At 39.7% G+C, this 22,648-nt stretch carries 30 protein-coding genes, 1 tRNA gene and 1 pseudogene; 10 read left to right on the forward strand and 22 right to left on the reverse strand.

Annotated features, from left to right (window positions below):
- Window positions 1–15: 15 nt before the first annotated feature.
- Both AC4J95_RS10040 and AC4J95_RS10045 read left to right on the forward strand, forming a co-directional pair.
- Complete coding sequence (locus AC4J95_RS10040; protein ID WP_494549770.1) at window positions 16–162, forward strand: hypothetical protein; 147 nt, start codon at window positions 16–18, stop codon at window positions 160–162.
- 233 nt (window positions 163–395) lie between these two features.
- Window positions 396–956 (forward strand): GNAT family N-acetyltransferase, encoded by a 561-nt coding sequence (locus tag AC4J95_RS10045; RefSeq protein ID WP_494549771.1) that lies wholly within the window; start codon window positions 396–398, stop codon window positions 954–956.
- A 21-nt stretch (window positions 957–977) separates the two neighbouring features.
- Here AC4J95_RS10045 and AC4J95_RS10050 read toward each other — a convergent pair whose 3' ends face one another.
- Entirely contained in the window at window positions 978–1,406 is a 429-nt protein-coding gene (locus AC4J95_RS10050) for a universal stress protein (protein ID WP_316404462.1), read from the reverse strand.
- Between the two features lie 51 nt (window positions 1,407–1,457).
- Window positions 1,458–1,889 carry a universal stress protein gene (locus AC4J95_RS10055; protein WP_494549772.1) on the reverse strand — a complete coding sequence of 144 codons (432 nt, stop codon included), beginning with the start codon at window positions 1,887–1,889 and terminating at the stop codon, window positions 1,458–1,460.
- 193 nt (window positions 1,890–2,082) lie between these two features.
- Between AC4J95_RS10055 and AC4J95_RS10060 the strand changes: the two genes are divergently transcribed.
- From AC4J95_RS10060 to AC4J95_RS10070, 3 genes are all read left to right on the forward strand, one after another.
- A complete protein-coding gene (locus tag AC4J95_RS10060; protein ID WP_494549773.1) occupies window positions 2,083–2,694 on the forward strand; it encodes an Ltp family lipoprotein in 612 nt (203 codons plus the stop codon).
- Between the two features lie 718 nt (window positions 2,695–3,412).
- Entirely contained in the window at window positions 3,413–3,628 is a 216-nt protein-coding gene (locus tag AC4J95_RS10065) for a hypothetical protein (protein ID WP_494549774.1), read from the forward strand.
- 89 nt (window positions 3,629–3,717) lie between these two features.
- Window positions 3,718–4,446, forward strand: coding sequence for a class I SAM-dependent methyltransferase (locus AC4J95_RS10070; protein WP_494549775.1), 729 nt, complete (start codon window positions 3,718–3,720; stop codon window positions 4,444–4,446).
- Between the two features lie 54 nt (window positions 4,447–4,500).
- Here AC4J95_RS10070 and AC4J95_RS10075 read toward each other — a convergent pair whose 3' ends face one another.
- Together AC4J95_RS10075 and AC4J95_RS10080 are read right to left on the reverse strand one after the other, a co-directional pair.
- Window positions 4,501–4,992: a hypothetical protein gene (locus AC4J95_RS10075; protein ID WP_494549776.1), complete on the reverse strand. Its 492-nt coding sequence runs from the start codon at window positions 4,990–4,992 to the stop codon at window positions 4,501–4,503.
- Window positions 4,993–5,204: 212 nt separating this feature from the next.
- Window positions 5,205–5,582 carry a transcriptional regulator gene (locus tag AC4J95_RS10080; protein WP_494549777.1) on the reverse strand — a complete coding sequence of 126 codons (378 nt, stop codon included), beginning with the start codon at window positions 5,580–5,582 and terminating at the stop codon, window positions 5,205–5,207.
- A gap of 208 nt (window positions 5,583–5,790) precedes the next feature.
- Here AC4J95_RS10080 and AC4J95_RS10085 point away from each other — a divergent pair, with 208 nt between their 5' ends.
- Complete coding sequence (locus AC4J95_RS10085) at window positions 5,791–6,117, forward strand: helix-turn-helix domain-containing protein (protein WP_494549778.1); 327 nt, start codon at window positions 5,791–5,793, stop codon at window positions 6,115–6,117.
- A 4-nt stretch (window positions 6,118–6,121) separates the two neighbouring features.
- On the forward strand, window positions 6,122–6,592 hold the full coding sequence (locus AC4J95_RS10090; RefSeq protein WP_494549779.1) for an ImmA/IrrE family metallo-endopeptidase: 471 nt from the start codon (window positions 6,122–6,124) through the stop codon (window positions 6,590–6,592).
- Window positions 6,593–6,659: 67 nt separating this feature from the next.
- On the opposite strand, the gene AC4J95_RS10095 is transcribed toward AC4J95_RS10090, so the two are convergent.
- The 6 genes from AC4J95_RS10095 to AC4J95_RS10120 all read right to left on the reverse strand — a co-directional run bounded on the left by AC4J95_RS10095 (window position 6,660) and on the right by AC4J95_RS10120 (window position 11,356).
- Window positions 6,660–6,893 carry a hypothetical protein gene (locus AC4J95_RS10095; RefSeq protein WP_316404478.1) on the reverse strand — a complete coding sequence of 78 codons (234 nt, stop codon included), beginning with the start codon at window positions 6,891–6,893 and terminating at the stop codon, window positions 6,660–6,662.
- Window positions 6,894–6,971: 78 nt separating this feature from the next.
- Window positions 6,972–7,172: a cold-shock protein gene (locus AC4J95_RS10100; protein WP_316404480.1), complete on the reverse strand. Its 201-nt coding sequence runs from the start codon at window positions 7,170–7,172 to the stop codon at window positions 6,972–6,974.
- A gap of 416 nt (window positions 7,173–7,588) precedes the next feature.
- Window positions 7,589–7,873 carry a DUF1905 domain-containing protein gene (locus AC4J95_RS10105; protein ID WP_494549780.1) on the reverse strand — a complete coding sequence of 95 codons (285 nt, stop codon included), beginning with the start codon at window positions 7,871–7,873 and terminating at the stop codon, window positions 7,589–7,591.
- A gap of 87 nt (window positions 7,874–7,960) precedes the next feature.
- Window positions 7,961–8,057, reverse strand: a tRNA-Sec gene (locus AC4J95_RS10110).
- Between the two features lie 130 nt (window positions 8,058–8,187).
- Window positions 8,188–8,541, reverse strand: coding sequence for a DUF1622 domain-containing protein (locus tag AC4J95_RS10115; RefSeq protein WP_494549781.1), 354 nt, complete (start codon window positions 8,539–8,541; stop codon window positions 8,188–8,190).
- Window positions 8,542–9,289: 748 nt separating this feature from the next.
- Entirely contained in the window at window positions 9,290–11,356 is a 2,067-nt protein-coding gene (locus tag AC4J95_RS10120; protein ID WP_494549782.1) for an LTA synthase family protein, read from the reverse strand.
- A 405-nt stretch (window positions 11,357–11,761) separates the two neighbouring features.
- Between AC4J95_RS10120 and AC4J95_RS10125 the strand changes: the two genes are divergently transcribed.
- Together AC4J95_RS10125 and AC4J95_RS10130 are read left to right on the forward strand one after the other, a co-directional pair.
- Window positions 11,762–12,280, forward strand: a complete 519-nt coding sequence (locus tag AC4J95_RS10125; RefSeq protein ID WP_494549783.1) for a DUF2975 domain-containing protein — start codon at window positions 11,762–11,764, stop codon at window positions 12,278–12,280.
- Window positions 12,281–12,308: 28 nt separating this feature from the next.
- Complete coding sequence (locus tag AC4J95_RS10130; RefSeq protein WP_010743987.1) at window positions 12,309–12,512, forward strand: helix-turn-helix domain-containing protein; 204 nt, start codon at window positions 12,309–12,311, stop codon at window positions 12,510–12,512.
- Between the two features lie 117 nt (window positions 12,513–12,629).
- Here AC4J95_RS10130 and AC4J95_RS10135 read toward each other — a convergent pair whose 3' ends face one another.
- The 4 genes from AC4J95_RS10135 to AC4J95_RS10150 all read right to left on the reverse strand — a co-directional run bounded on the left by AC4J95_RS10135 (window position 12,630) and on the right by AC4J95_RS10150 (window position 15,832).
- Entirely contained in the window at window positions 12,630–12,998 is a 369-nt protein-coding gene (locus AC4J95_RS10135) for a hypothetical protein (RefSeq protein WP_494549784.1), read from the reverse strand.
- A gap of 326 nt (window positions 12,999–13,324) precedes the next feature.
- Complete coding sequence (locus tag AC4J95_RS10140) at window positions 13,325–14,611, reverse strand: MFS transporter (protein WP_494549785.1); 1,287 nt, start codon at window positions 14,609–14,611, stop codon at window positions 13,325–13,327.
- A gap of 530 nt (window positions 14,612–15,141) precedes the next feature.
- Window positions 15,142–15,453: a hypothetical protein gene (locus AC4J95_RS10145; protein ID WP_494549786.1), complete on the reverse strand. Its 312-nt coding sequence runs from the start codon at window positions 15,451–15,453 to the stop codon at window positions 15,142–15,144.
- A 148-nt stretch (window positions 15,454–15,601) separates the two neighbouring features.
- The gene (locus tag AC4J95_RS10150; protein WP_494549787.1) at window positions 15,602–15,832 is read right to left on the reverse strand and encodes a hypothetical protein; all 231 of its coding nucleotides are present in this window, start codon (window positions 15,830–15,832) and stop codon (window positions 15,602–15,604) included.
- Window positions 15,833–16,454: 622 nt separating this feature from the next.
- Here AC4J95_RS10150 and AC4J95_RS10155 point away from each other — a divergent pair.
- The gene (locus tag AC4J95_RS10155) at window positions 16,455–16,667 is read left to right on the forward strand and encodes a hypothetical protein (protein WP_494549788.1); all 213 of its coding nucleotides are present in this window, start codon (window positions 16,455–16,457) and stop codon (window positions 16,665–16,667) included.
- 412 nt (window positions 16,668–17,079) lie between these two features.
- On the opposite strand, the gene rpmG is transcribed toward AC4J95_RS10155, so the two are convergent.
- The 8 genes and pseudogenes from rpmG to AC4J95_RS10195 form a co-directional block, all read right to left on the reverse strand.
- Entirely contained in the window at window positions 17,080–17,229 is a 150-nt protein-coding gene (gene rpmG, locus AC4J95_RS10160; RefSeq protein ID WP_494549789.1) for a 50S ribosomal protein L33, read from the reverse strand.
- 25 nt (window positions 17,230–17,254) lie between these two features.
- A complete protein-coding gene (locus tag AC4J95_RS10165) occupies window positions 17,255–17,632 on the reverse strand; it encodes a hypothetical protein (RefSeq protein WP_494549790.1) in 378 nt (125 codons plus the stop codon).
- A gap of 5 nt (window positions 17,633–17,637) precedes the next feature.
- Window positions 17,638–17,817 (reverse strand): 50S ribosomal protein L32, encoded by a 180-nt coding sequence (gene rpmF / locus AC4J95_RS10170; RefSeq protein WP_494549791.1) that lies wholly within the window; start codon window positions 17,815–17,817, stop codon window positions 17,638–17,640.
- Window positions 17,818–17,848: 31 nt separating this feature from the next.
- Window positions 17,849–18,118: a 30S ribosomal protein S14 gene (gene rpsN / locus AC4J95_RS10175; RefSeq protein ID WP_494549792.1), complete on the reverse strand. Its 270-nt coding sequence runs from the start codon at window positions 18,116–18,118 to the stop codon at window positions 17,849–17,851.
- A gap of 371 nt (window positions 18,119–18,489) precedes the next feature.
- Window positions 18,490–19,836, reverse strand: a complete 1,347-nt coding sequence (locus AC4J95_RS10180; RefSeq protein WP_494549793.1) for a C39 family peptidase — start codon at window positions 19,834–19,836, stop codon at window positions 18,490–18,492.
- Window positions 19,837–20,152: 316 nt separating this feature from the next.
- On the reverse strand, window positions 20,153–21,043 hold the full coding sequence (locus tag AC4J95_RS10185; protein WP_494549794.1) for an ROK family protein: 891 nt from the start codon (window positions 21,041–21,043) through the stop codon (window positions 20,153–20,155).
- The gene (locus tag AC4J95_RS10190) at window positions 21,021–22,421 is read right to left on the reverse strand and encodes a glycoside hydrolase family 1 protein (protein WP_494549795.1); all 1,401 of its coding nucleotides are present in this window, start codon (window positions 22,419–22,421) and stop codon (window positions 21,021–21,023) included. The genes AC4J95_RS10185 and AC4J95_RS10190 overlap by 23 nt, the downstream gene beginning before the upstream one ends.
- 58 nt (window positions 22,422–22,479) lie before the next feature.
- Window positions 22,480–22,626, reverse strand: a pseudogene (locus AC4J95_RS10195) (PTS sugar transporter subunit IIC); the annotation flags it as partial.
- Between the last annotated feature and the right edge of the window lie 22 nt (window positions 22,627–22,648).

The raw sequence follows: 22,648 nt of genomic DNA on the forward strand, positions 1-22,648 counted from the left end.
GAAAGGAGAATGATTATGACATTCGATAACACAAACGTGCAATACCGTGTCACATTGAACACTGATTTAAATCTTTTTATCGTTTTCGACAAAAATGATAAAAATCATGTTGCAACTGGCGTAACGATTGAAAAAGCGGTACAAGAATTGCAAAAAAATTAAGGATTTCAGTTCCACTCCGAGCTTTAGATCGGCTAGTGGAATGACATACGTGGTGAGAATCAGGCTCATTTTTGTCAAAAAATGATTTCCTTATTACGAATAGGAGTGACTCCTCAATGAAAGACGCGAGATTGCGTTAAGAGCACCTGCTGTGAATTCACGGTAGGTGCCTTTTTTGACTTTCATTTCCCCTACTGGTATGCTCGTTGAAAGATTTTATGGAGGTGTTGTTGATGAAGGCTTTTACCTATCGAATCGATGAACGCTTAGCCCTCGCCTTTCCACAATTGGAGGCTGCTGAAGAGTTGTTTGCGTTGATCGAGTCTGATCGACCACACATTGAATCATTTATCGATGTGATGGCTGAAACGAAAACGCTGGCAGACGAAAAAGACTTCATAAAAATGAAGCTACATGGCTACGCTGATGGGACGGATTATCTCTTCTTCATTCTTTCCGAGCAAACGATTTGCGGCTGCATCGATATTCATAACGTGGATAAAAAAATCGGCAAGGGCAAGATTGGGTACTGGCTGCATTCTTCCTTTACCAAACACGGGATCATTTCAAAAAGTGTCCAGGCAGTCTGCACCCTCGCATTTGATACCTTTGGCTTTAATAAACTCTTAATTTGCGTAGATATCGAAAACGATCCAAGTAATCGTGTAGCGCAACGCTGCGGCTTCACGCTAATCAGCACAGAACCACAAGATGCCCTGCTTTACGGCAAATTGAGAGACATGAATCACTACACCTTATTAAAAGAACAATTCAAAAAAGGTTTTGACGAATAGCTCCTTCGTCAAAACCTTTTTTTATCGAACGACCATCACATTGCAGGGTGCATGATTGACAATGTACCCACTCGTTGAACCGACTAACAGGCGTTGGAAACGACCTTTCCCCGTCGCGCCAACATAAATCAAATCTATGTCATATTGCTTCGGCAGCTCCTCGGTCAACGCCTTCTTAGGATTGCCGATGTATTGAACGACTTCCATATTTTGGTAACGACCGCGTTCGGTCAGCTTTTCTAAATATTGCTTCGCCCGCTGAGATTCCTCTGCTAGAATATCGTCCATCGGTTGGGCGCTACTCATTAGGATACTGGAATCATCAATCACTTGAACGACGTATAACTTGGCTTCATTTCGTCTAGCGGCACCGATTGCTTCGAAAAACGCGCCTTCTGATTGATCCGAACCATCAACCGCGACCATTATATTCTTGTATCTCTTGTTCATATTATCTGCTCCTTAATCAAATTATCCTACCGCTTGTCATGTCGACTCTCTCTACCGAATGACGGTCACACTGCATGGGGCGTGGTTCACGACATAAGCCGCTGTTGATCCGATTCGTGACAGACGAATTTCCCCTTTTCCTGTCGCGCCTAAGAAAATCATATCGATCTCATTCTTTTTCGCAAATTCAACGATTTTTTCTTTTGGACTGCCCATTTCCACAAAGGGCTCAACATTTTCAAGCTCTCTATGGGCTGCATCATGAACTTTTTTCAACATTTCTTTTTCAATTTGTTCCTTTTCCGCAGCATAGATTTTGCTGAAAGAAAAAGCACTGGTGGAGAGTTCACTGTCGTTAATGATTGAAATAACATTCAGTTTGGCATCGTAACGTTTGGCTGCTTCAACGGCCTCATCAAAAGCATTTTCCGAATGTTCTGATCCGTCGATTGCGACTAAAATATTTTTGTATTTACTAATCATTGTAACCGCCTCCTTTATTAAATTATAAAGGAAAATAAGCGATCTGTGAAACGAAATCAACTTTATCATAGAGTATTTAACAACAACAATTATTGCATGTCGCTTTTTTTACACCTGAAAATATAACTTTAGAAAAAGAGTTGAGTTAGTATATGATAAAATTGAGATATAAATGGAAAGAGGAGAACTGGGTGTGAAAAAAAAGAAAATATTTGGAAAAAACGGAAAAGTTTATGTCTTACATGAAAAGAAAAATTTTTATAAGCAAAAAAAGTTTTGGGGGATTGTGTTAATTATTCTTGTTGCTATAGCGATTGGAGTTGGTATAGAAATTTTGAAAGAGCCTGTTAGCAGCATTGGGCAAGAAAACGAACGACTAACCACTTCTAAGAAAAAAAATCTAAACAGTGAAGAACATAATAGTTCCAATGTAAAAGGGAATGATAACACAAAAGAAACCTCAGCGTCATCCGAAGCTATTACAAATGTTAATACCTCAATGCCAACTGAATACAATTCAGCGTTAAGAACTGCTGAGAACTATTCAGAAATGATGTATATGTCAAAAACAGGTATCTATGATCAACTGACTTCTGAATATGGTGGAAAATTTTCGCATGAAGCCGCGCAATATGCGATTGACACCATCGAAGCCGACTGGAACTACAATGCATTAAAATCTGCCGAAAACTATCAAGAAATGATGGCTATGTCCCCAGAAGCCATTCGAGATCAATTGATTTCTGAATATGGAAGCAAATTTACTCCTGAAGAAGCCGACTATGCTATCCAAAATTTGAAATAATTCTATTTTCTTCTGAGCATTTTTCTTGTATCTTTCGCGGGAATCCATTAAGGTAACAGTAGTTCATTTGTTTATCCGAGTTCCTTCCCAGAACTCCGGCCGTCGTTGCCCTGCGACGGCTTTTTTTGAGCAGAAAAATTGCAAAGAAAGCCTTTTCCAATTATAGTAGAAAGTGGGTATACCCCATCCTTTATAAAAATTGTTTTTTCACTTGCTGACCGTCGCCATTTCACTATGGACGGTCTTTTTTGCGAGTTGCCAGTTTCTTGCTTTAGCAAGATTAGTAGAATGGTATGCGTACGAGATTTTTTTGAATTTTTGCGTTAGGAAAATTCATACCTTACTTCCGAGTTAGCTCAATATCTAAAAGTATAGTAATAGCGTGATGATATGCGTACGAAAATCAGTCGAATTTTTACGTTAGAAAAATTCGTTTCCTTATTAATGAGCTAGCTGTCAGTCACGCTTTTCGCAGTCCTTAATGCACGAGTATCTATTAATTGGACTATAAGAGGTTTTCATTAGTTCTGTTTAGCATGATGATATGCGTACGAAAATCGTTCGAATTTTTACGTTAGAAAAATTCGCTTCCTTATTAATGAGCTAGCTGCAATTGGAGCTATCGAGAATTGGTTTTATCCAAAATCCTTCCTTCTCCTTGATCTTTTGTGTGTTAAACTAAGTATGGTGGTACACTAGTGTAATTGGAGGAACAAAAATGTATAAAGTAAATTTGAAAAATATCCTCACCCGGAAGGAAGAACGGGTGATTGACTTGAACTTAATTCCTCATGTAGGAGATACCTTACAATTGAGGGAGCCTGATAAGTTTTTGTTGGTTCACGGGGTTACTCATATTATTGAAAACGAGTCCATCGAGTTTGAGGTTTTTGTCGAACCGATTGATCGTACCTATTGGATGAATGAAATCTAATGAAAGCGAGAAACAAACTATGATCGCACACAAAAGAGATGTACTCCATGTAGTTTGAAACCAACAAAAAATTACATGGAGGAATTACAATGAATAATATTTATGATAACGAGAAATTTTTTGAGAGCTATAGTCAAATGAGCCGCAGCCAGCAAGGTTTGGACGGAGCTGGAGAATGGCAGACATTAAAAGGCTTATTGCCAGATTTTAAAGGAAAACGTGTCCTTGATTTAGGCTGCGGCTATGGTTGGCATTGCCTTTACGCGACAGAACATGGCGCCACGTCAGTCGTTGGCGTTGATCTGTCAGAAAAAATGCTGGAGGTCGCGCGACAGAAAAATAGCTTTGACAATATCACCTATCTTCACGATAGTATCGAGGAAGTCTCTTTCGAGCCAAACAGCTTTGATGTCGTCATCAGCTCACTGGCGATCCATTATATTACGGACTTTGAGAAGCTAGCGAAAAATATCGCTCATTGGTTAGTCGCTGACGGTCAACTAGTCTTTTCCGTGGAGCACCCAATTTTTACCGCCGAAGGTTCACAGGATTGGTTTTACGATGAAAATGGAAAAATCGCTCACTTCCCAGTCGACAATTATTTTTATGAAGGCAAACGGAATGCCCATTTTCTCGGCAGCGATGTCACAAAATACCATCGCACATTGACGACCTATTTAGACAGCCTGTTAACGAACGGCTTTCAGATCAAGCGCATTGTCGAACCGATGCCACCTGAGAACATGCTGGCTATTCCTGGCATGAAAGACGAGATGCGCCGACCAATGATGCTGATCGTTGCGGCGGAGCAAAAATAAAAAACGAAGAAAATCTCTGGTCTCTTTTTCAAAAGCCCAGAGATTTTTTCTTCATCACCCTTCATCCAACTGACGCTTCAAGTAAAAATACCTCGCCACCAGAATTTCCAGCCAATTGTCACACATTTTTTTGGTGCAGCTCTCCACCCTGCTTCGACACTCCTGCAAAAGCGCTCTCCACAAGCTCGCTTTTTCCCGTGTCTTCACAAAATAATCAGCCTGAAAGATAGGAAGAACTTTTCGCCATTTATGTTTACTGACACCTTCTTCCGCCCTGAGTGTTTTGACTTCCTCGAAGGATTCTAAACTCAGATAACTTGCAGAAGCAACATTTGGATAATAGATGATAGCTTCATCAATAGAAACAATTTCTTCTGACATCTGGCCAAAAAAGTAGTTGATCGTTCCACCAAAAACGATCCCTAAGATAATAGAGAATATCGGGATATATTGTTGATAGAATAGCGTGAACTGTCGATTACCCGCTTTACATATCAGTGGTAAATGATTTTTTTTCGCCAAAAATTTCCGCAAACCTTTTTTCATGCGACTCTTATCCTTTCATAGATCGAAATGATTAACGATCCAACTTAATTGTCCTCTCAAAAATTCCCTTTACTCTAAAAATATCCGCAAAAAAATCGTAGTCCGTAATGTTGCCATCGATTTCAAAAAATGTCCTGATTCTCACTTCCTTCCTAGGAATCTATCTACACTATATACGAACTTATGTTTGTTTTGTTGCCAAAAAAAAGACATCAGATTCCTAGATGTTCGGCTAACTCTTCAAAAAAGGCATCACGTAAGCGTATGACCTGCCGCTTGCTCAAAAAGACTTGATCCGCTACTAAATCGAGATTAACTTTCTTTTTATCCGTCATATACAGCAGTTTAATTATTTTCCTTGTCTCTATGCTCGCATTTTCCAGACACAATGAAATGATTTTTTGATTTCGCTCTAAGCTGAGTAGCCGACGATCAAGGGAAATCGTCATTAAGAGCTTCTGGTCTTGCGATGTACTGAGGGATTTCCGGTTATGAAAAAGTAGTTTTTCTTTTCGTTCTAAATAGTAATCATCCATTTTAGGATAATCTTGTAGAATTCCTTTAATGTAATCCTTCTTCCATTTTTCCATCGTCTTTCCTCCTAAAAATAACTGGAAATTGTATTCTACAACTAGACTGGCCGTAGAAAAAAAGCATTGATTCTACAAAAAAGCCGGTTGATTTCTTTTTTGTAGATTAATAGTAATACATTTCGCGTACTTTGTAAATTCATCCATCTCTTTTTACGGGTAAAACGATACATTTCGTGTTATTATAGTATAAAAGGGAGTGGTTCTTATGTTTGCCCAACGATTGAAGGAATTAAGAAAAAGAACACCTAGCCTCACTCAGCTAGACATGGCAAAAAAACTGGGGATCGCGAAGACGACGTACGCCTCTTATGAACAAGGAAAGCGTACGCCGGACATTGAAACGCAAAATAAAATTGCAGATTTTTTCGATGTTTCCTTAGACTACTTGCACGGTCGCGAGCAAAAGAAGACTTTTTCAGCGAATCAAATGACCGTGGCGGCGCATATCGATGACGAAGTGACCGAGGAGCAAATGGAAGATATTTTGAATTATATTGATTTCATTAAACAGAAGCATACAAAGAAGGAATGATTGGATGGATAAAGCAGAAAAACTGATGGCCGATTTTCAAGGAATCAATTATATTTTCGATTCCTCTATGCCAGACGGTCAAAAAGGATTATACATTGACAATCATGTGTACTTGAATCCGCGGCAGACCTCCCAAGAACTGACCGCTACGATTGCTGAGGAGATCGCCCATTATTTAACCAGCTCCGGCGACATCAGTTGCCAAGAGACAACTGAGCAGCGAAAACAAGAGCAGCGCGCCCGAGATATCGGATCAACACTGGTCGTAACGCCAGAAGATATCATTGCCTGCCATAAGGAGGGGCTTTCGACTGTCTGGGAATGCGCTGATTATTTAGAAATTAACAAAAAATCCTTCGAGCACGCAATCAATGTATATGCCAGAATGTACGAGGAAGGGCTGACTTATCAGAACTACCGCATCTTTTTTCAAGCAAATGGCACTATCGACGTGACTGAATTACTAGATAAATAGGATGAACAACCTTAAAACGACCTTCGCAGTTGCGAAGGTCGTTAATTTCTTAAACAATTTTTGAAGACTAAAGTCTCGTTTCAGGAACGAGCAAGTCGGTATATCTAATGACTGTGGTAAATTCCAGCAACTCTTCTATTTCGCTTTTTACAATCTCAATAATAACTGAATTACTCAATTTATTCTTGATTTTACCTAAATGAATCTCCTTTTGATACTCAAAAAAGACTTCCTGACCAATTGAAAACTGTTCACCTGCAATTGAGGGATTTGGAGATTTGAAACCATACGTTTGCGCCATTAGAATATATCCTCCTTTAATAGTATAAAAAAAGAAGACCGTTCCCGATCTTCTTAGTCATCTGTCGATTAAACAGGCTTATGCTTTTTGGATATTTGTTGCTTGCAAGCCGCGTTGGCCTTCTTCAACATCGAAAGTCACTGCTTGACCTTCGTCTAAAGTTTTGAAGCCGTCGCCTTGGATAGCTGAAAAGTGAGCAAATACATCATTGCCGTCTTCTCCTGTAATAAATCCAAAACCTTTGTCTGCATTAAACCATTTTACTGTACCGTTATTCATAATAAGTACCTCCAATTACACATCAAATGTGTTTATTTGTAATAAAAAATGACGTGTAATAAAAAAGTATCATAAAGCCTAACGATAACTACCTAGTCACATATCAAAGTATTACTTAGTAACCATAACATGAATGATAGAGAAAAGCAAAAAAACATGAATATTTTCAAGCTTTTTTGTAACGAATATTAAGTTTTCATCCTTTCTCTTAATAACTACCGTCAGACGAAAATTTATCTTGACTTAACTACTAGACTTATCATCTCTTGAGAATCAATTTTTTAGAAAGCTAAACACGAACAATCAGATTCCTATCAAGGATACATTGATAAAAAAGCATGCAGCCTTTTTTATACTGCATGCTTGATTCGATTGAAGAATACTAACGCTTATTTTATGGCTTAGGATATTCTTTATTAATCAATCGCATGAACAGTAACTTCGACAGTATCACCAATATCTTTATTCAGCTGCTTCCTGATATCCTTCCGAATCCCTAAAATGTAGCAAATACTGCCATCCTCATTCTTCACGCCCATATTAACGATGCTTCCTTGATATTCAACACCATCGAAAGTTGCGTGAACCTTGACACGACCCTTATTAAATTCTTCTCGAACATCATATGGAAAAATAATATATGCGCCGCCTTTACCAACTTCTGACGCGTAGATCTTTGATTCGAATTTGTATTCTTTCATCTGTAAAGCTCTCTCCTTTTCAAAAAAAGCCAACCCGTCGAATTAGAAAAAATCCAAAACTTAACGGGTTGGTTATTAAGGTCATATTGGCGGGAATGTGTAGGAATCGAACCTACCCAAGAAGCTCCTAACTCCTCATACTGGTTTTGAAGACCAGAGGGAACACCAGAACCCATCCACTCCCGAAACAAAATAATCATACCATTCATTCAGGATGGAATCAATAACAAATTGCTAAGAAAAAAAGAAAGAAACAACCTTACTTTAAATGCTTCTTTCTTTTTTAAAAATTACTAAATAATTTGGTTTTAATTCTACTGATCCTCAGAAAATTCACTAATTTCTTTATTTAAGAAATAAGAGATCATGGTTCGGATCAGCACGATCATCGCCAATTTGATAATATCCTGGAATGTTGGGTTGATAATCGATTCAATGATATCCGCCACAATCAGAAATTCCAGACTTAGTAAAATATAGCTGCCCAAATAAGCCTTGATGCACTTATTTTTGTGCAGAACAGACGAATAGTCCTGTTCTTTTGCCGGCTGGATCAATTTGATAAATGAAAAAAGCGCACCAAATAAAATAATAAAAATCGATACGACATCCAATGCTAAGACGATTGGATGGAAAACTAATGGCAATAAACGTTCAAAAGTATCCATACTCCTCCGACCTTTTCCCTTTATACTTCTATTCTAAGCTGAAATAGCCGGTGAATCAATCTGATTTTGACCCAATGATTTTAGACTTTCTTAGATTCATTTATGCCAACCATAAGCTTCACTATTTATGGTAAGTTCACTACTAATCGAGAGGAGGATTATGATGAAAAATGTAAAGGAACACGCCCCTAATCTTTTGAAAGATGCCTTTTATGATTTATCGATCTTGATTATTTCCCATCTGTTTTATCAACTAATCACGCAACTATTAAATTAATTAACGCTGAGTTAGCGGGAATGTGTAGGAATCGAAGCTGGTTAAAAGGCTCCATATACTAGATTTAAAATGCAGACTGTATTCATTTTTCTAAAAACAGAAAAATGAGTCCTATTTTCGCTTCGCATACGATTCCACTAATGTGCTAAAGCACAAAGTGGAACTCGCAGCTAGCTCATTTTAAGGAGAATATTTTTCCAAAAACAGGAAAAATATTCTTATTGTCGTACGCATATCATCGAACTAAACTGGCTGTCTTTTAAAATTTAACCAGCAATTTAGTTTGAATCTCCTACTTAAGATACTGCGAAAAGTTCGACTGACAGCTATCTCTTACTATTGTATTCATTTTTCTAAAAACCAGAAAAATGAGTCCTATTTTCGCTTCGCATACGATTCCACTAATGTGCTAAAGCACAAAGTGGAACTCGCAAAAAGAAGCACCCAAGCATCGGATGCTTCTTTCTTAATCTATTGAATTGGCGGGTACAGAGCGGTGGTTGTTTTATTGCCGTTCTTCGAATAGATGCTGATTGATTGACTGCCTTTTTCTTTTTCGATCGCCGTATTTTTCTCGTCTAGATTGTGATAATCGTATTTCTTCGGATCGACTGGCGTGAAGCCTTCTGGTGTGTAGAAGCGCAAGAGATTTTCTTGGTTCAGCTTGTCAGACAGACTTAGTGCTTGTTTGACTTGCTTTTGCTCCTTATCGATCTCTGGAGCGATATTCAAGGCTTTTGGATCGACCTTTTCACCGGTTTTATTATCATAAGTCTCTCCGCCTAATTCGGTATAATTTGGTGAAACAAAATCCCCATTACGGAAGGCAACAGTTTGATCGTGTTTTGATGAAAACAGATCGGTCCCGAATTGAATATATTTCTGATTATCGATCCCCATCAAATGTATCAAGGTTGGCAAGACATCGATTTCGCCGCCGTATTGATGCTGGATACCGCCATTGGTGTAGCCCGGAATGTGGAACATCAATGGAACCCGCTGCATTTGTGCGTCATCGAATTTGTCCCAAGTCGTTGGATCTTTGCCTAAGGCTTTAGCTAAATCCTTATTGTTGCTGTCGGAAATACCGAAATGATCCCCATAAATCATAAAAATCGAGTTTTGGTAAACGCCAGAGGCTTTGAGATAGTCAAAGAATTGACGCAGTGATTCGTCCAAATAATGAGCCGTCCGCACATAATCATCGACCGTGCTATTGCCCGTTTTTAATGCTGGGAAATTGAAGTTCTTATCATCCGTCAAATAGGGCGTGTGGTTCGTGACCGTTAAGAATTTCGAATAGAACGGCTGTTGCAGATGCTCCAGATGTCCAACCGTTTCCTTCAGCATATCCTTATCTAAGATCCCGTAGCCTAAGTTTTCATCCGACTGGTTGAAATACGAACGATCAAAGAAATTTTGATAGCCGAGATTTTTGTACACATGGTCGCGATTCCAGAAGCTGCCGACATTGCCGTGGAAAACCGCACTCGTATAGCCAGCTTCTTGATTCAAAATTGCCGGTGCTCCTTGGAAGGTATTATCATTCCCTAATTGGGTAAATAATGAGCCTTGTGGTAAGCCAAAGGTCCCTGTTTCCAGCATATTTTCCGCGTCACTAGTCTTCCCTTGTCCAACTTCATGGAAGAAATTATCAAAGGCCAAGGTCTGCTTAGTATCATTTTCTAAGCTATTTAGAAATGGTGTAACCTCTTGGCCATCGACCTTCATATTAATCAGAAATTGTTGGAAGCTTTCTAAGTGGATCACGATGATATTTTTGCCCTTCGCGATGCCGTATCTGCTTGGATCAGGTGCCGCATAGTGACTCTTCGTGTATTTCAGAATATCGGTTAAGCCGTTGCTTGAGGCATGGGCTCGCACACTATTGGTCTGCTCCGTCTTGATACCGTCATACACCGTGAAAGCATCCAATCCAAGATATTTTACAATATACGAACGGTCAAAAGTCCGCTGCAATAATTGTGGACGGTTCGCCTCACTTAAAGATAAATTGACTGAAAAAGTCAACGCCGCCAAACAACTGACTGCTACTGCAAAGGTCTTTTTGACCGGTTTGCTGACGATTTCTTTGCGCTTAGCGAAAATGTAGATCAAAACTCCTAAAAAGACTAGCAAGTCCACCCAATAAAAAATATCGTGAACCTTCATCAAAGCAAAGGAGCTGCCTGAGATTCCCTGCGAGACTTTAGAAAATCCTAAGATCGATTTGATCGTCACGAAATCCGTAAACTCACGATAAAAAATCACGTTCAAATATAAGATCAAGGTATTCAGCAGATCCATTAAAAACAACACGATCAACGCCGGCTTAAATTTTTTGACGTATAAGAACACGCCAAACAGCAGCAAAGTCGTGGCGATGGGATTGATCCATAAAATGAAGTATTGAATGGACCCTTCCACACCTAATGAAAAATCTACATAATAGGATAAGATCGTTTTTGCCCAAAACAGCACACTGACGGTCAAAAGAATCAGCCAGCGATTGCTAAAAGCTTTTTTTACCCGGTTCATCCAGAACACTTCTTTCTCTATTAAATTGTCCATTACTACTATAGAGCAGATTTTAAAAAAATGCTTTTTCATTTATGGTTACACCGGCAATTTTATATTTTTTAAGCAAAATGTGGGTTTTCCTCCAAAATTTAAGGAAAGACCCGCGTTTTCTTTCGCTTTTTCACGTCAAATGAAAATTTCCTAAGACACAAAAAATTCACATTCTTAATAATTATCCATAAAATAACACAATGCAAATATCTGAAAATCTTTATAAAAAAGGACCACACTTAACCATAAAAAAGAACATATCCGCTTATTCGATATATTTTTATCGTTTATCGATAAATTTTTATTGACTTCATGTAATTCCTGCTTTATAGTGAACTCATCAAGTAGTTCAAACAAAAAGGAGTGTTTTTAATGAATTCAGAAAAAGGGATTTTTAAAGGGTTGAAATGGTTGTTTAGTTTATTTATTGGTTTAATGGGGATTGCTGCAGTAGGTTTAACCATCATGGCATTCATTTTTAACCTTACTTCGGTATCGCAAGAAATTGCAATGATGAGTATCGATAGTTTGCCGTTCGGGAAATTTACCACGGCGATCCTATCATCACCGCTTTTTCTTCTATTATTAATAGTTAACATTATTTTATATGGGGTACTGTTCTACTTTGTGCGCAGCTTTTTCAAAAATCTGGAAATGGATCAAATTTTTGTTAAGACAAACGTCATGACCGCCAAAAAAATCGCCGTCATTCTTTTGATCTTATCCGTGAGTTCTTGCCTCCCTGATCTATATGCATCAACACACGGAATCACTATTGACAGTGCAGCATTTGATCTAACCTATATCGTCGGCGCAATCATCGTCTGGGCGTTGGCGAAAATTTTGGAAAAGGCTAATGCGATTGCTGAAGAAAATGAATTAACGATCTAAGCTAGCCAAACGAAAGGAGCAATACAAAGTGATTCAAGTAAACCTAGATGTCATGCTAGCAAAGAGAAAGATGTCCTCCGGTGAGCTGGCAAAAAGAGTTGGGATGACGAATGCAAATATCTCCGTTTTAAAAACTGGCAAAGCAAAAGCCGTTCGTTTTTCTACCTTGAATGAGATTTGCAAAGTCCTAGAATGCCAACCTGGAGACATTTTAGCCTATATAGAAGAATAGAAAAAATGGCTGTTTAACAAGGTATCCAATGAAAAAAAAGCTTCTAGAAAAATTGAATTCTAGAAGCTCATTTTTTTATCGTAAATTTAAACGTTTCATGCGGACAATGTTCAATTGCTATTTTTTTGTTAGATTCCTCTGACAAATCTGCAAATAGCTGACCCATACCTCAATGATTTTCCGCTTGATTCCTTCAATATCGTTCTCCGCGACTTCATTTCCCGACATCCAGACGACCCTCGCGTCTTTCGCACGTTCGGCATAGAGCGCTCTATTGGTCTTAGGAATAACGATCACATCAGCTTTTGGCAATGTCTCTGATAAGTCATCACTGATATAGTCGATCTCCCAATCAGGAGCCAGCGCCTCTCGTAGCTCTTTTTGGAATTTTCTCGGTCTCAAGGTCACCCCACTCATCCCAGCTGGTGTGCCAACCGTTTGCTGTCGATTGTTGAACGACCAGACCCATAGCACTTTTTTACTCATTCTCTTCAGTCCTTTTTCAATTATTATCCTCTTCAAATGCGATAGAATCAACTCTATGAAGAAAGTTCATTGTGTATCTTGGAAATCGTTTTTGTAACCTTTTTCAATCATCTCGATCGTCAAATTCCAACAGATTGGACTTTACGACCCGCTGTCCATTCGCCCGAGTAATCCAAACGACACGAACAGGTCGATACTCGCCATAAGATACTTGTGTTTTCTGGATTCTACCTTCACTTTTTAAAAACGCTTTTACTACTTTTTTGCGTAGGCATCATCCTTTATTATTAAAAAAAGCTGGCTCCAGATAACCAGCTTTTTTCCTACTAATTTAACAACTCTTCTTCTCTTTTTCGCTCTATTAGTTTTTTCTGCAGCTCGATATCATAATTACGTGCCTGAGGGATCAAGAGATTGATCGCCCCACAGATCAGCGCACCGATTCCCGCGATCAGAAACATTTTTTCGACACCGATAGAATCGGCGATCGGACCGGCAAAGATCAAGCCCACAGGACCGGTGATACTCATTAGGGAGTTGAGGACACCTAAAACCCGACCCAAATATTTCGGCTCATAGCTTTGCTGGATCATCGCCATCAGTAATGTATTGAAATAAGGTGTCGCAAAACCGGCGATGGCATTCAAGATCAAAAATACGACAAAGCCTTTTTGCGTACCTGGCAGCAATCCGCTTAATCCGATCGTAATCCCGATGACAAGATAGGAGAGCAGAATCAGCAGCATGCGGTTTTTCCATTTCCCAAATAGACCAATGACCGCTCCGCCCGCCAGCATACCCACTGCATAGATCACTTCGATCAAGCCGGCTTGACCGACCGTTCCGTTAAAATAGTCCATCGTCATCAACGGATATAGGCTGGCTGCGGGCATGAACAGCAACATAAACACTGCACCGATCAACGTAATGTACCAAAGCCCTTTGTTTTCAATCAGCTTCTTCAGCCCAAATTTTGAATCTGCTAAAATGTGAATCACTTCTCCTTCAGAAACAACGTGCGGAATCGTCACAAACAGTAGCAGTCCCACTCCCAGAATGGCCCCGAGAACATCAAAAAGAATCAGCCAATTCATTGGAATAATGGAAAAAAGAAAGGCGCCCAGTGCGGGTGCGATGATAAAGTTCGCTGATTGAACCATGCCAAGCTGTCCGTTCACCTTCGTCAGCTCGTCTTCTGGAACCATGGTTGGAAGAATCGATTGAATGATCGGCATTTGGAACGTTTGGGCAACCGCTCGGATAAATAAGGAAACAAACACCAGCCACAACGGAAATTCTGGTGAAATGGTACCAGTTATAGAAAGAATCAGCGCAAACAATGCCACAATAATATCGGTCACGATTAGCAGCGCCTTCTTATTGCGTCGATCCACGATCGGGCCAACAAAAGGGCTCAGCACAACCATAGGGATCATCCCCAGTAATGTCGCGAAGCTTAAAACCGTCGCGGAACCTGTCGTCCTAGTTAAATACCAAATGATCGAGTACTGAACGATCATGCTGGTGATGCCCGATAAAAACTGCCCCGCTAGGAAAAAGTACAAATTTCTCCGCCACTTTGGCGGGAGAGTCGAATCGCTCTTATTATTCATAATAAAACACTCCTATTAGATAAAAATCAGTGAAACAGTCAACAGCTCTTCCTTGCTAATTTTAGAGTGCTTCTAAAAATTAGAAAGGATTACGCACGTCTCATTCTGATTGAATGAATCATTGCTTTAACAATGTACATCATCGAAGCACCTCTTTCGTAAAACGCTTTCGTTGATAATACCCTATTCAAAAGCTCGAAACAAGTAGCGAGTCTGCCTATGAATTGTTATCGATGAATGGATAATTGATAAACGCTTGCACGATAATCTTCTTTGCCTTGGCAACTATTGGTTCGTCTTGATTATACTGCTATCTGATTCCTACTATATTAAGAGTAGCGACCTTCCCTTGTTTTCTAGCTTATCCAGCATAAACTTTAGCTACGAATTTTTAACAGCAAAGATCTCAGCTCCTGCTAAAAATCCTTGGAGCTCATGTCGCTGATTTGATTTTTGACTCTCTTTTGCCGCAAGACAAAAAAAGAGCAATGGATTCCTGTTGGCATTCGCCACTCCATTGCTCATTGTTTTTATGCTGAAATTTTTAGTTCATCTATCCTTGATGCTGGGTACTCATAGGCTTGGGCTTCCACTAAAGCCACTTCATCATTGGGGCTTTGATAAATCTTATAGACCGTCAATGTTTCTCCACGATTTTCTGGAAGTTCTACCTCGCAAAGAATCCAATAATACATTCCTACTACCGATTGGGTTCCCAATAAGGCGATTGGCGTTGCTTTTTGTCTCCCCAATAAGGTTTCTCTCGCACGCTCTACCAATTTTCTGTGGGCATCCGTGATCGTTGTTACTTCTGGAACTGTGACATTTGCAGTCATTTTCATAATTAATTTGCTCTCCCTTAATTTTTGATTGCATTTAGATTAAAATATCTATAATAAGATTATAATAATCTTTAATAAACATCAATTAGAACGTTAGTTATTAAAAAAGTTTTTTTATAAGAGAAATTTTCCTCCGGATTCTCTAGAATCAAGCACTCCATTCTGCTGCTTCTGTGCATACATAAACATTCTCGTGCTTTACGATTAATTTATTCTGACGTTCGATCACAGTTGCCCGATCACTTTTATGACAACGAAGAACGTTGATTACTACAGTATTTGCATAAATCTGTTCCACTACTCCAACAACAATGTTTGTAATCCCGACCGCATGACATTCGTACGTAAACCCAACCTCAACTGTTTCTGATACTCTCATCATAGTCACCCCCACAAGTTTGCGCCTCAATAGTAACATAATCATACTTTTTAGAAAACGCCCATTATTTTTTGTTTTCTTTATAATGAGACACTGAAAAAAATTATCAGAAAATTCAAAACAACTTTATAAATTACATCTGTTCTTTTATTATCGGCTCTAGGGATTTCACAATAAATATGATTACACCGCCTAATCAATATATTTTTTCACAAAAAAATAAATAACGTTTTTTAATATTATGGGAGGAAAAATTTTGAGTGAACATGATATCCTTTTATTACATTCGACTGTAGTTAACCAATTAATTGGAATGACATAAAAAAATTGGTATGAAAAAATGGATCGGCCTATAGAGCTTTTCGCTAAACGTCAGATATAAGCTTCATTTATTGTTTTTGAGACTTTAACTAACATTTTTTAATGGAATCTTTTTTATAGATCAGATAAAAACACAAGAAATTCTTCTCCTTATTCGTACCTTCTTTTGTCACGAAAGTTAATGAGTAGGTTTGAGAATCATACATCTGTAGTTTTATTGAGGATTATCATGATGCAACTCATGCCAAATATTCAGGTCTAAAATTGATTTTGGCCCAATTATTTGATTAGTAGAATGTATATGAGCGGTGCACTGAGGCAACTAGAGATGATTGCTTTTTTCAAAATGAATCCGATTGCCGCTACTCATGAGCTTTTAGATTTTTATCGTCATTTCAATCCTGATTTATCTATCAACAACTTTGCTGAAGCTTATTTCTTTAACTTAGCAGCTTCAATAATGGTCTCGCCTGGCTGGTCTGGATACCGGACGCAAACGTTTGATTATCCATAAGGCAAAACAGCCGGACAAAGCCCGATCAAATTTACCTATCCCGAGAAAGATGCCTTGTCAAATCAAGCGCCTAAAAATTGAGAGAAAAAAGTCTTAATTTAACCTTCAACTATTCTCGGTTTCTTCCTAGGTCAAGAAGCAGATACTCACACTGACGAAAAAACTGTTCGCGTAACATCGCAGCCTTAGCAAAATCTTTCGGCTCATTGTAACAGCCGTCATTTATGTAAAAGAGCAGCTTCAAAAGGTTTTGGCCTTTCGAAGCTGCTCTTTGCTGCAAGTTTTTATTTGATCATTATTCTGTGGAGCCTCGATCATTCGCCAGTACTTTGAAGCGGCTATTCCTGTAGTCATTTTTGAAAAAAGCGATCACCAATTTTCAGTATAACCTAACCGCAACGAACACTAGTGGTTACTTTATCTCTTTAAAAATCGCGCGTCTCCGCAATTTAGGAGAATACTTTTTCAGCTCTAAGCGATCAGGTGTATTGCGTGTATTTTTACTCGTTAAATATATTCTTTCACCAGTCTCAAGACACTCTAAGACAATATTTTTTCTCAAAAGGATGCCTCTTTTCTAAATTTGATTATCGGTCAGCAAGGTATTCTTCAATTTGGCTTTTTTCATCATAGCTTACCTCTCCCAGCTCAAGTCGGTTCAGTAGTTCTTCTTTCAAGGTTAGGGGAATCTCCCAAAAACCATCAATCAGCTGAAAAAGCTCCGCCTCGTAATCCGCAAATATTGGATAAATCTCTAGAAAGGCTTCAAAGGATAAATTTTCCTCTTCGTAATAATCACGGACATAGCCCTTGTCAATGGCTTCTTTAGTGGGTGCCCCATTTTCATGAATAAGACGATTTGCGACCATTGAACGGTAAAACTCACTTTTACTAAGCCCGCTTTCACCCTGTGCATGATAAAAATGAAAGCCCTGCTCCACTAACGGTGGATAGATAATCTCCATTTACATCACTCCTCAGTACGCTCAATTACTTTTCGACCATTATAATACCCTTTTAATGACACGTGGTGGCTGCGATGAAAATCTCCTGTCGTTTCGTCAAATGAGTATTCAGGCTTTGTGATTTTCTTTTGTGCACGACGTAATCGTTTCTTTGCTTTTGATGTTTTTCTTGCAGGAACTGCCATTGCTTCTGCCTCCTTCTTTATAAATGACCGCTTACCAGCTTGCTTTCTTCACTCCAGGAATCAAGCCTTTATGTGCCAATTCACGAAATTTGATTCGTGAAAGACCGAATTTTCTCATATATCCTCGAGGTCGACCATCCAAGCGATCTCGTAATGTTAAGCGATTCGAATTAGAATCTTTGGGAAGTTTTGCCAATCCCTCGTAGTCTTTCGCAGCCTTTAATTGCATCCTGACTTCCGCATAGCGTTCAATCAATCCCTGCTGCTTTTTTGCCTTCGCTATTTTAGATTTTTTCGCCATAACTAGCATTGCTCCTTTTCCTTTCGATTTACGCAAAACAAAACGTAATAATTACGATTTGTTGACAACACAATATCAGCTCTTCTTTCTTTTGTCAACGAATAAATAACATGTATTTTCATTCAAATGAATGATCTTACATATCAAACCCTTGTACATCAACCTTCAAGAACAAATCATTTGTAATTCAAAAACAAAACTTAAAGAAATCCAACGAGCTTTTTAACAAGCAACAAGTAACATCGTAGAATCACACGTAAAACAAAAAAATACCTATGAACATCGTGAAAAAGTCAGTGATGTCCATAGGTATTTTAACTTGGATTAAAATAAGGAACAGGCAGTGCAGCCCTTTGAGCTTTCGTGAAAATCTATTGAATAGTAATCGCTCGTCCATCCTTTTCAGCATTGTATTGTCCCATCGTAATCCATGCTTTCGCGCCATGATCGTACAACATATTTTTTCCGCCGCTGCCAGCACCAGCATTACTTGAATAATACAACGGATCATACACTAAGAATTTCCCATTGTTGTATCCGGCGATGACTTTACAATGGTTCCTATTCTTGTCCGAATTATTTTGATAAGAAGAATAACCATAATAAAGCACTGGTTGTCCATTCAGCACACGATTAATAATTTGGACCGTATTCGAACCTGAAATATCAACGGTATTTCCCCCATAGGTTTTCCCATAGGCCGCCAATGCGTTTGGTTTGATTACCCAACCAAAACCAGCGCCAGTATAGACATTTCCCTTTTGTCCATTGGGATTGCCAGGGTACATCGGTAATCTATCTTGCATCGTGCGTAAATTCGGTCTGATGTTCTTTGAGCCTAAAATCATCGCGAGAGACGCGGAGGCGCATCCCCAAGGTGCTTTTACCGGGGTATATTGACTTACATAGGGAACGCTCTTAATGACATTCGTTGATTTTACAGTGACTGAGCCGCCAGTAACAGACCACGAAACGCCTTCATATCGCCAACCAATTTTTACAAGTGAGTTCTTTTCAGATTCCAACAAAGTATAATGATGGCTTCCTGCATCACGAGCATTGGGATTGAATAAACGATAGACTTTTTTTCCACCGTTCGGAACTTTCCAGGCAACCCCTTCATATCGCCATCCAGCACGTTTGATTTTATTGATTTCATTGTAATCTTTTGTATAGAAGTGTTCACCGGAATTTGGATTGTAGGCACGGTATAAGTTGCTTCCGCTGCCATCAATTTGCATGCTGATGCCTTCATAGACCCACCCGATAGACATCAGGTGATCTTTTTCCCCACCATTCAAGGTATGCAGATGCTCACCAGAATTTGGATTATAGACACGATAAATCGGCTTTAAACTACTCGCTGCAAAAACTTCAACTGGCAGCGATGCGCTTTGAGCTTCTGCAGCCGCGACTTCTGCAGTTTCAGGATCTGGAGCCATAACCTCTTGTTCTGGTGTTGCTCTTTTCGCTCGCGTCAGGTCTGTCTCGTTTGCATTTGCCTTTTGCTCTGATGGGGTTTCATCCGAAGCCGTAGTGCTTTTAGCGGTCATGGTACTTTCGGTAGTCGCCTCCGCTATCGGCGCAGCGACCTCACTCACACTTGAACTCGTCGCTACCGTCGCTGTGTCTTGCTCCTGCGCTTGCGTAATACTTCCCGTCCCAATCGACAGAGCTAACATAACTAACGTAATGAGTGACCAACGTTTGTTCTTCATTTTTCTCCTCCTATTTCATTTAATAACTATTCTTATTAAAACATGAATTATTCATTATGGAAACCTTTTTATAAAAAAAGTGATTTTCTCATCCTTTAAGGTTATAAATACAGCAATCAGCCAAATAAAATGCTTTTAAAACGACATTTTACTATTAAATTTCTTGATGGTCTTTTTAGCACAACTCAAAACTTTAAGTCTAAAGACGTGAGAAAAGCTATTAGCTTTATCTGCTAATAGCTTCACCTTTTTTATTACGTCGAATCTCGAATTGCTCGTTTCTTCGAGCCAATCTTGTTTGGGCTTTTTGGAGGCTCTACGGATTCTCTTTGGGTTCATTTTCCAAATAGAACTGATAGACAGCACCTAGCATGTTGGCTTTATCTAAAAACTGGCAGGCTTTTACTGTTGGAGTCAGTCCATCTGCTTCCTTTTCGTTAATCAGTGCTTTTAATCGTCTGTTGATCTCTAGGATAACCTGTTCATTTTGGGAGATCGCGCCGCCAATCAAAATCACCTCTGGATCAAAGGTCACGGATAGGTTAAAGGCGCCGATCGTGAGGGCATGAAGCAAACGATCGATATAGATTTTGGCTAACGCATCTCCATTGTCGGCTAGCGTGAAGACCTCGCGACCAGTATAGCGGTGACCGTCATTTTTTTCTTTGGAAAAGTGTCTGGCCATCGTTACTGGCGAACCGGCTTCACTCAATGTTTGATTGGTTTGGCTATCGATAATCATATAGCCGAATTCACCACCAAACAGGTGGGCGCCTGTCTTCAATTGCTTGTCTATGACGACAGCGCCTCCGATGCCTGAACCAATAATGAGGTAGGCGGAATTCTTGACCGCTTGGGCATTTCCCCGCCAAACTTCGGCCAACGCCGCGCAGTTCGCATCGTTTTGAATCGAGACCGGAAGCTTGACCAAGTTGGATAGCTCTTCCCGGATTGGGAATCGATGAATATAATCGATCGCGCTTAGCCCGTAGATGATGCCACTTTCAGTGTCTACTGCTCCCGGTGAGGAGATCGCGACTCCATCGATTTTTTCGTCAAACTGTTTTGTTAACGCCAAAATGATTTCTTTCATTCCCTGCCAAGTTTTCGGCGTTTCGATTGAATCCGTTTCGCTTAACTCGTTATCCTTCCAGATACCGTATTTGATCGATGTTCCTCCAATATCAAGTACCAGCAATCGTTTCATGTTTTTTCTCCTCATCTTCTGCTAGACGATATTCTTTTTGCAAAAAGTCCTTGAACCAGTAATAGCTTTTTTTAGGAACCCGCTTCATGTCTCGCAGCTCATGATTTCCCCTATTCACATAGACCATGCCGTACCTTTTCTCCATGTCGCCCTTAGAGCTTGGCAGATCGATCAAGCCCCAACCAAGATAGCCTAACACTTCACAGCCATCGATACTCATAGCATCCTTCATCGCCTGAATGTGCTGTTCATGGTAAAAAATGCGATAATCATCCTGAATTTGAGTTTCTCCGTCCCAATCTTCCTTCGTTCCTATGCCGTTTTCGACAGGAAAAATCGGTAGACGGTATTTTTGGTACATCTTGTTGATGATATCCCTAAAGCCAAGAGGATCAATCCCGAGATGCCATTGATTGTCTGAAACGAAGGGATTTTCAACTTCACCATAGGTCAAATAATAATTTGGCGCGACATCGGCAGGAATGTTTTTGTGACTAATAGACCCTGTGCAATAGTAGCTGAATGCCAAATAATCACTGGTTAGTTTTTCGATCTCCGCTAGCTCTTCCTCGGATATCTCTAGCTTTAGATGCTGCTGTTCATACGTGCGAACCTGCTTGGAATACCCGCGACCGCAAAAGGCATCTAAGAGATTTTGATTGATAAATTCATCCCATTCTCTTGCGACCTGTACATCTTTGGGATCATTTGTCGCAGGGTACATATTCGAATAAGCCAGCATCCCGCCGATTTTGCCATCGGTGGTTTCATGGACATAGTTGGCGATTCTTGCATGTGCCACCATGATATTATGGGCGATTTGATGAATATTCTCTGCCGTATCTGCTGTATTCAACGTGCCGCCATACAATAATGCTAAAGGCGTCGAGTATAAGTTTTGTTCATTAAAGGTGACCCAGTACTTCACTTTGTTTTTGTAGCGATCGACCATCTTTTTCCCATAGTCCACAAAGGCATCCACGACATGCTTGCTCATGAAGCCCTCGTACTTCTGTGCGAGCTGAAGCGGCATGTCGAAATGGTAGAGACAAAGCATCGGCTCAATGTTTCTAGCCAGCATCGCGTCAATGTAGCGGTCATAAAACAATAGCCCCTCTTCATTGAATGCCCCGTCCCCTAACGGATTGACCCGCGACCATGAGGTTTGGAAACGGTAAAAGTTCATCCCCATGTCTTGCATCAAATCGAGATCTTCTTCGTATCTATTGTAGCGATCGATCCCATGTTTCCAATCTGATGTGTGTTCGGTCGCCTCACGGACATCATAGACGGATGGGCCTTTGCCACCTTCGTTCCATGCACCTTCCGTCTGCATACTTGAGGAGGAATCTCCCCAAAAAAATGTTTTCTTTCCCATTATCTCATTCCAATCATCGTTCTTCTTTATCAATCGTCTACCCTAATTTCTCCGCATTCTATGAAACTGCTGCTTCTGCACTTGCCCGAGCCACTCGTTCGCTGATCTTTAGGAATGGCAGATAGAAGAATACCAGCGCCACGATGATGATTGCCTGAACAATGATTGCTCGCCAGTCACCTGCCGTGGCTAAAAAGCCGCTTAAAAATGGAGCATTACTGATAAAG

Source organism: Enterococcus sp. GPZ-007 (assembly GCF_059374735.1).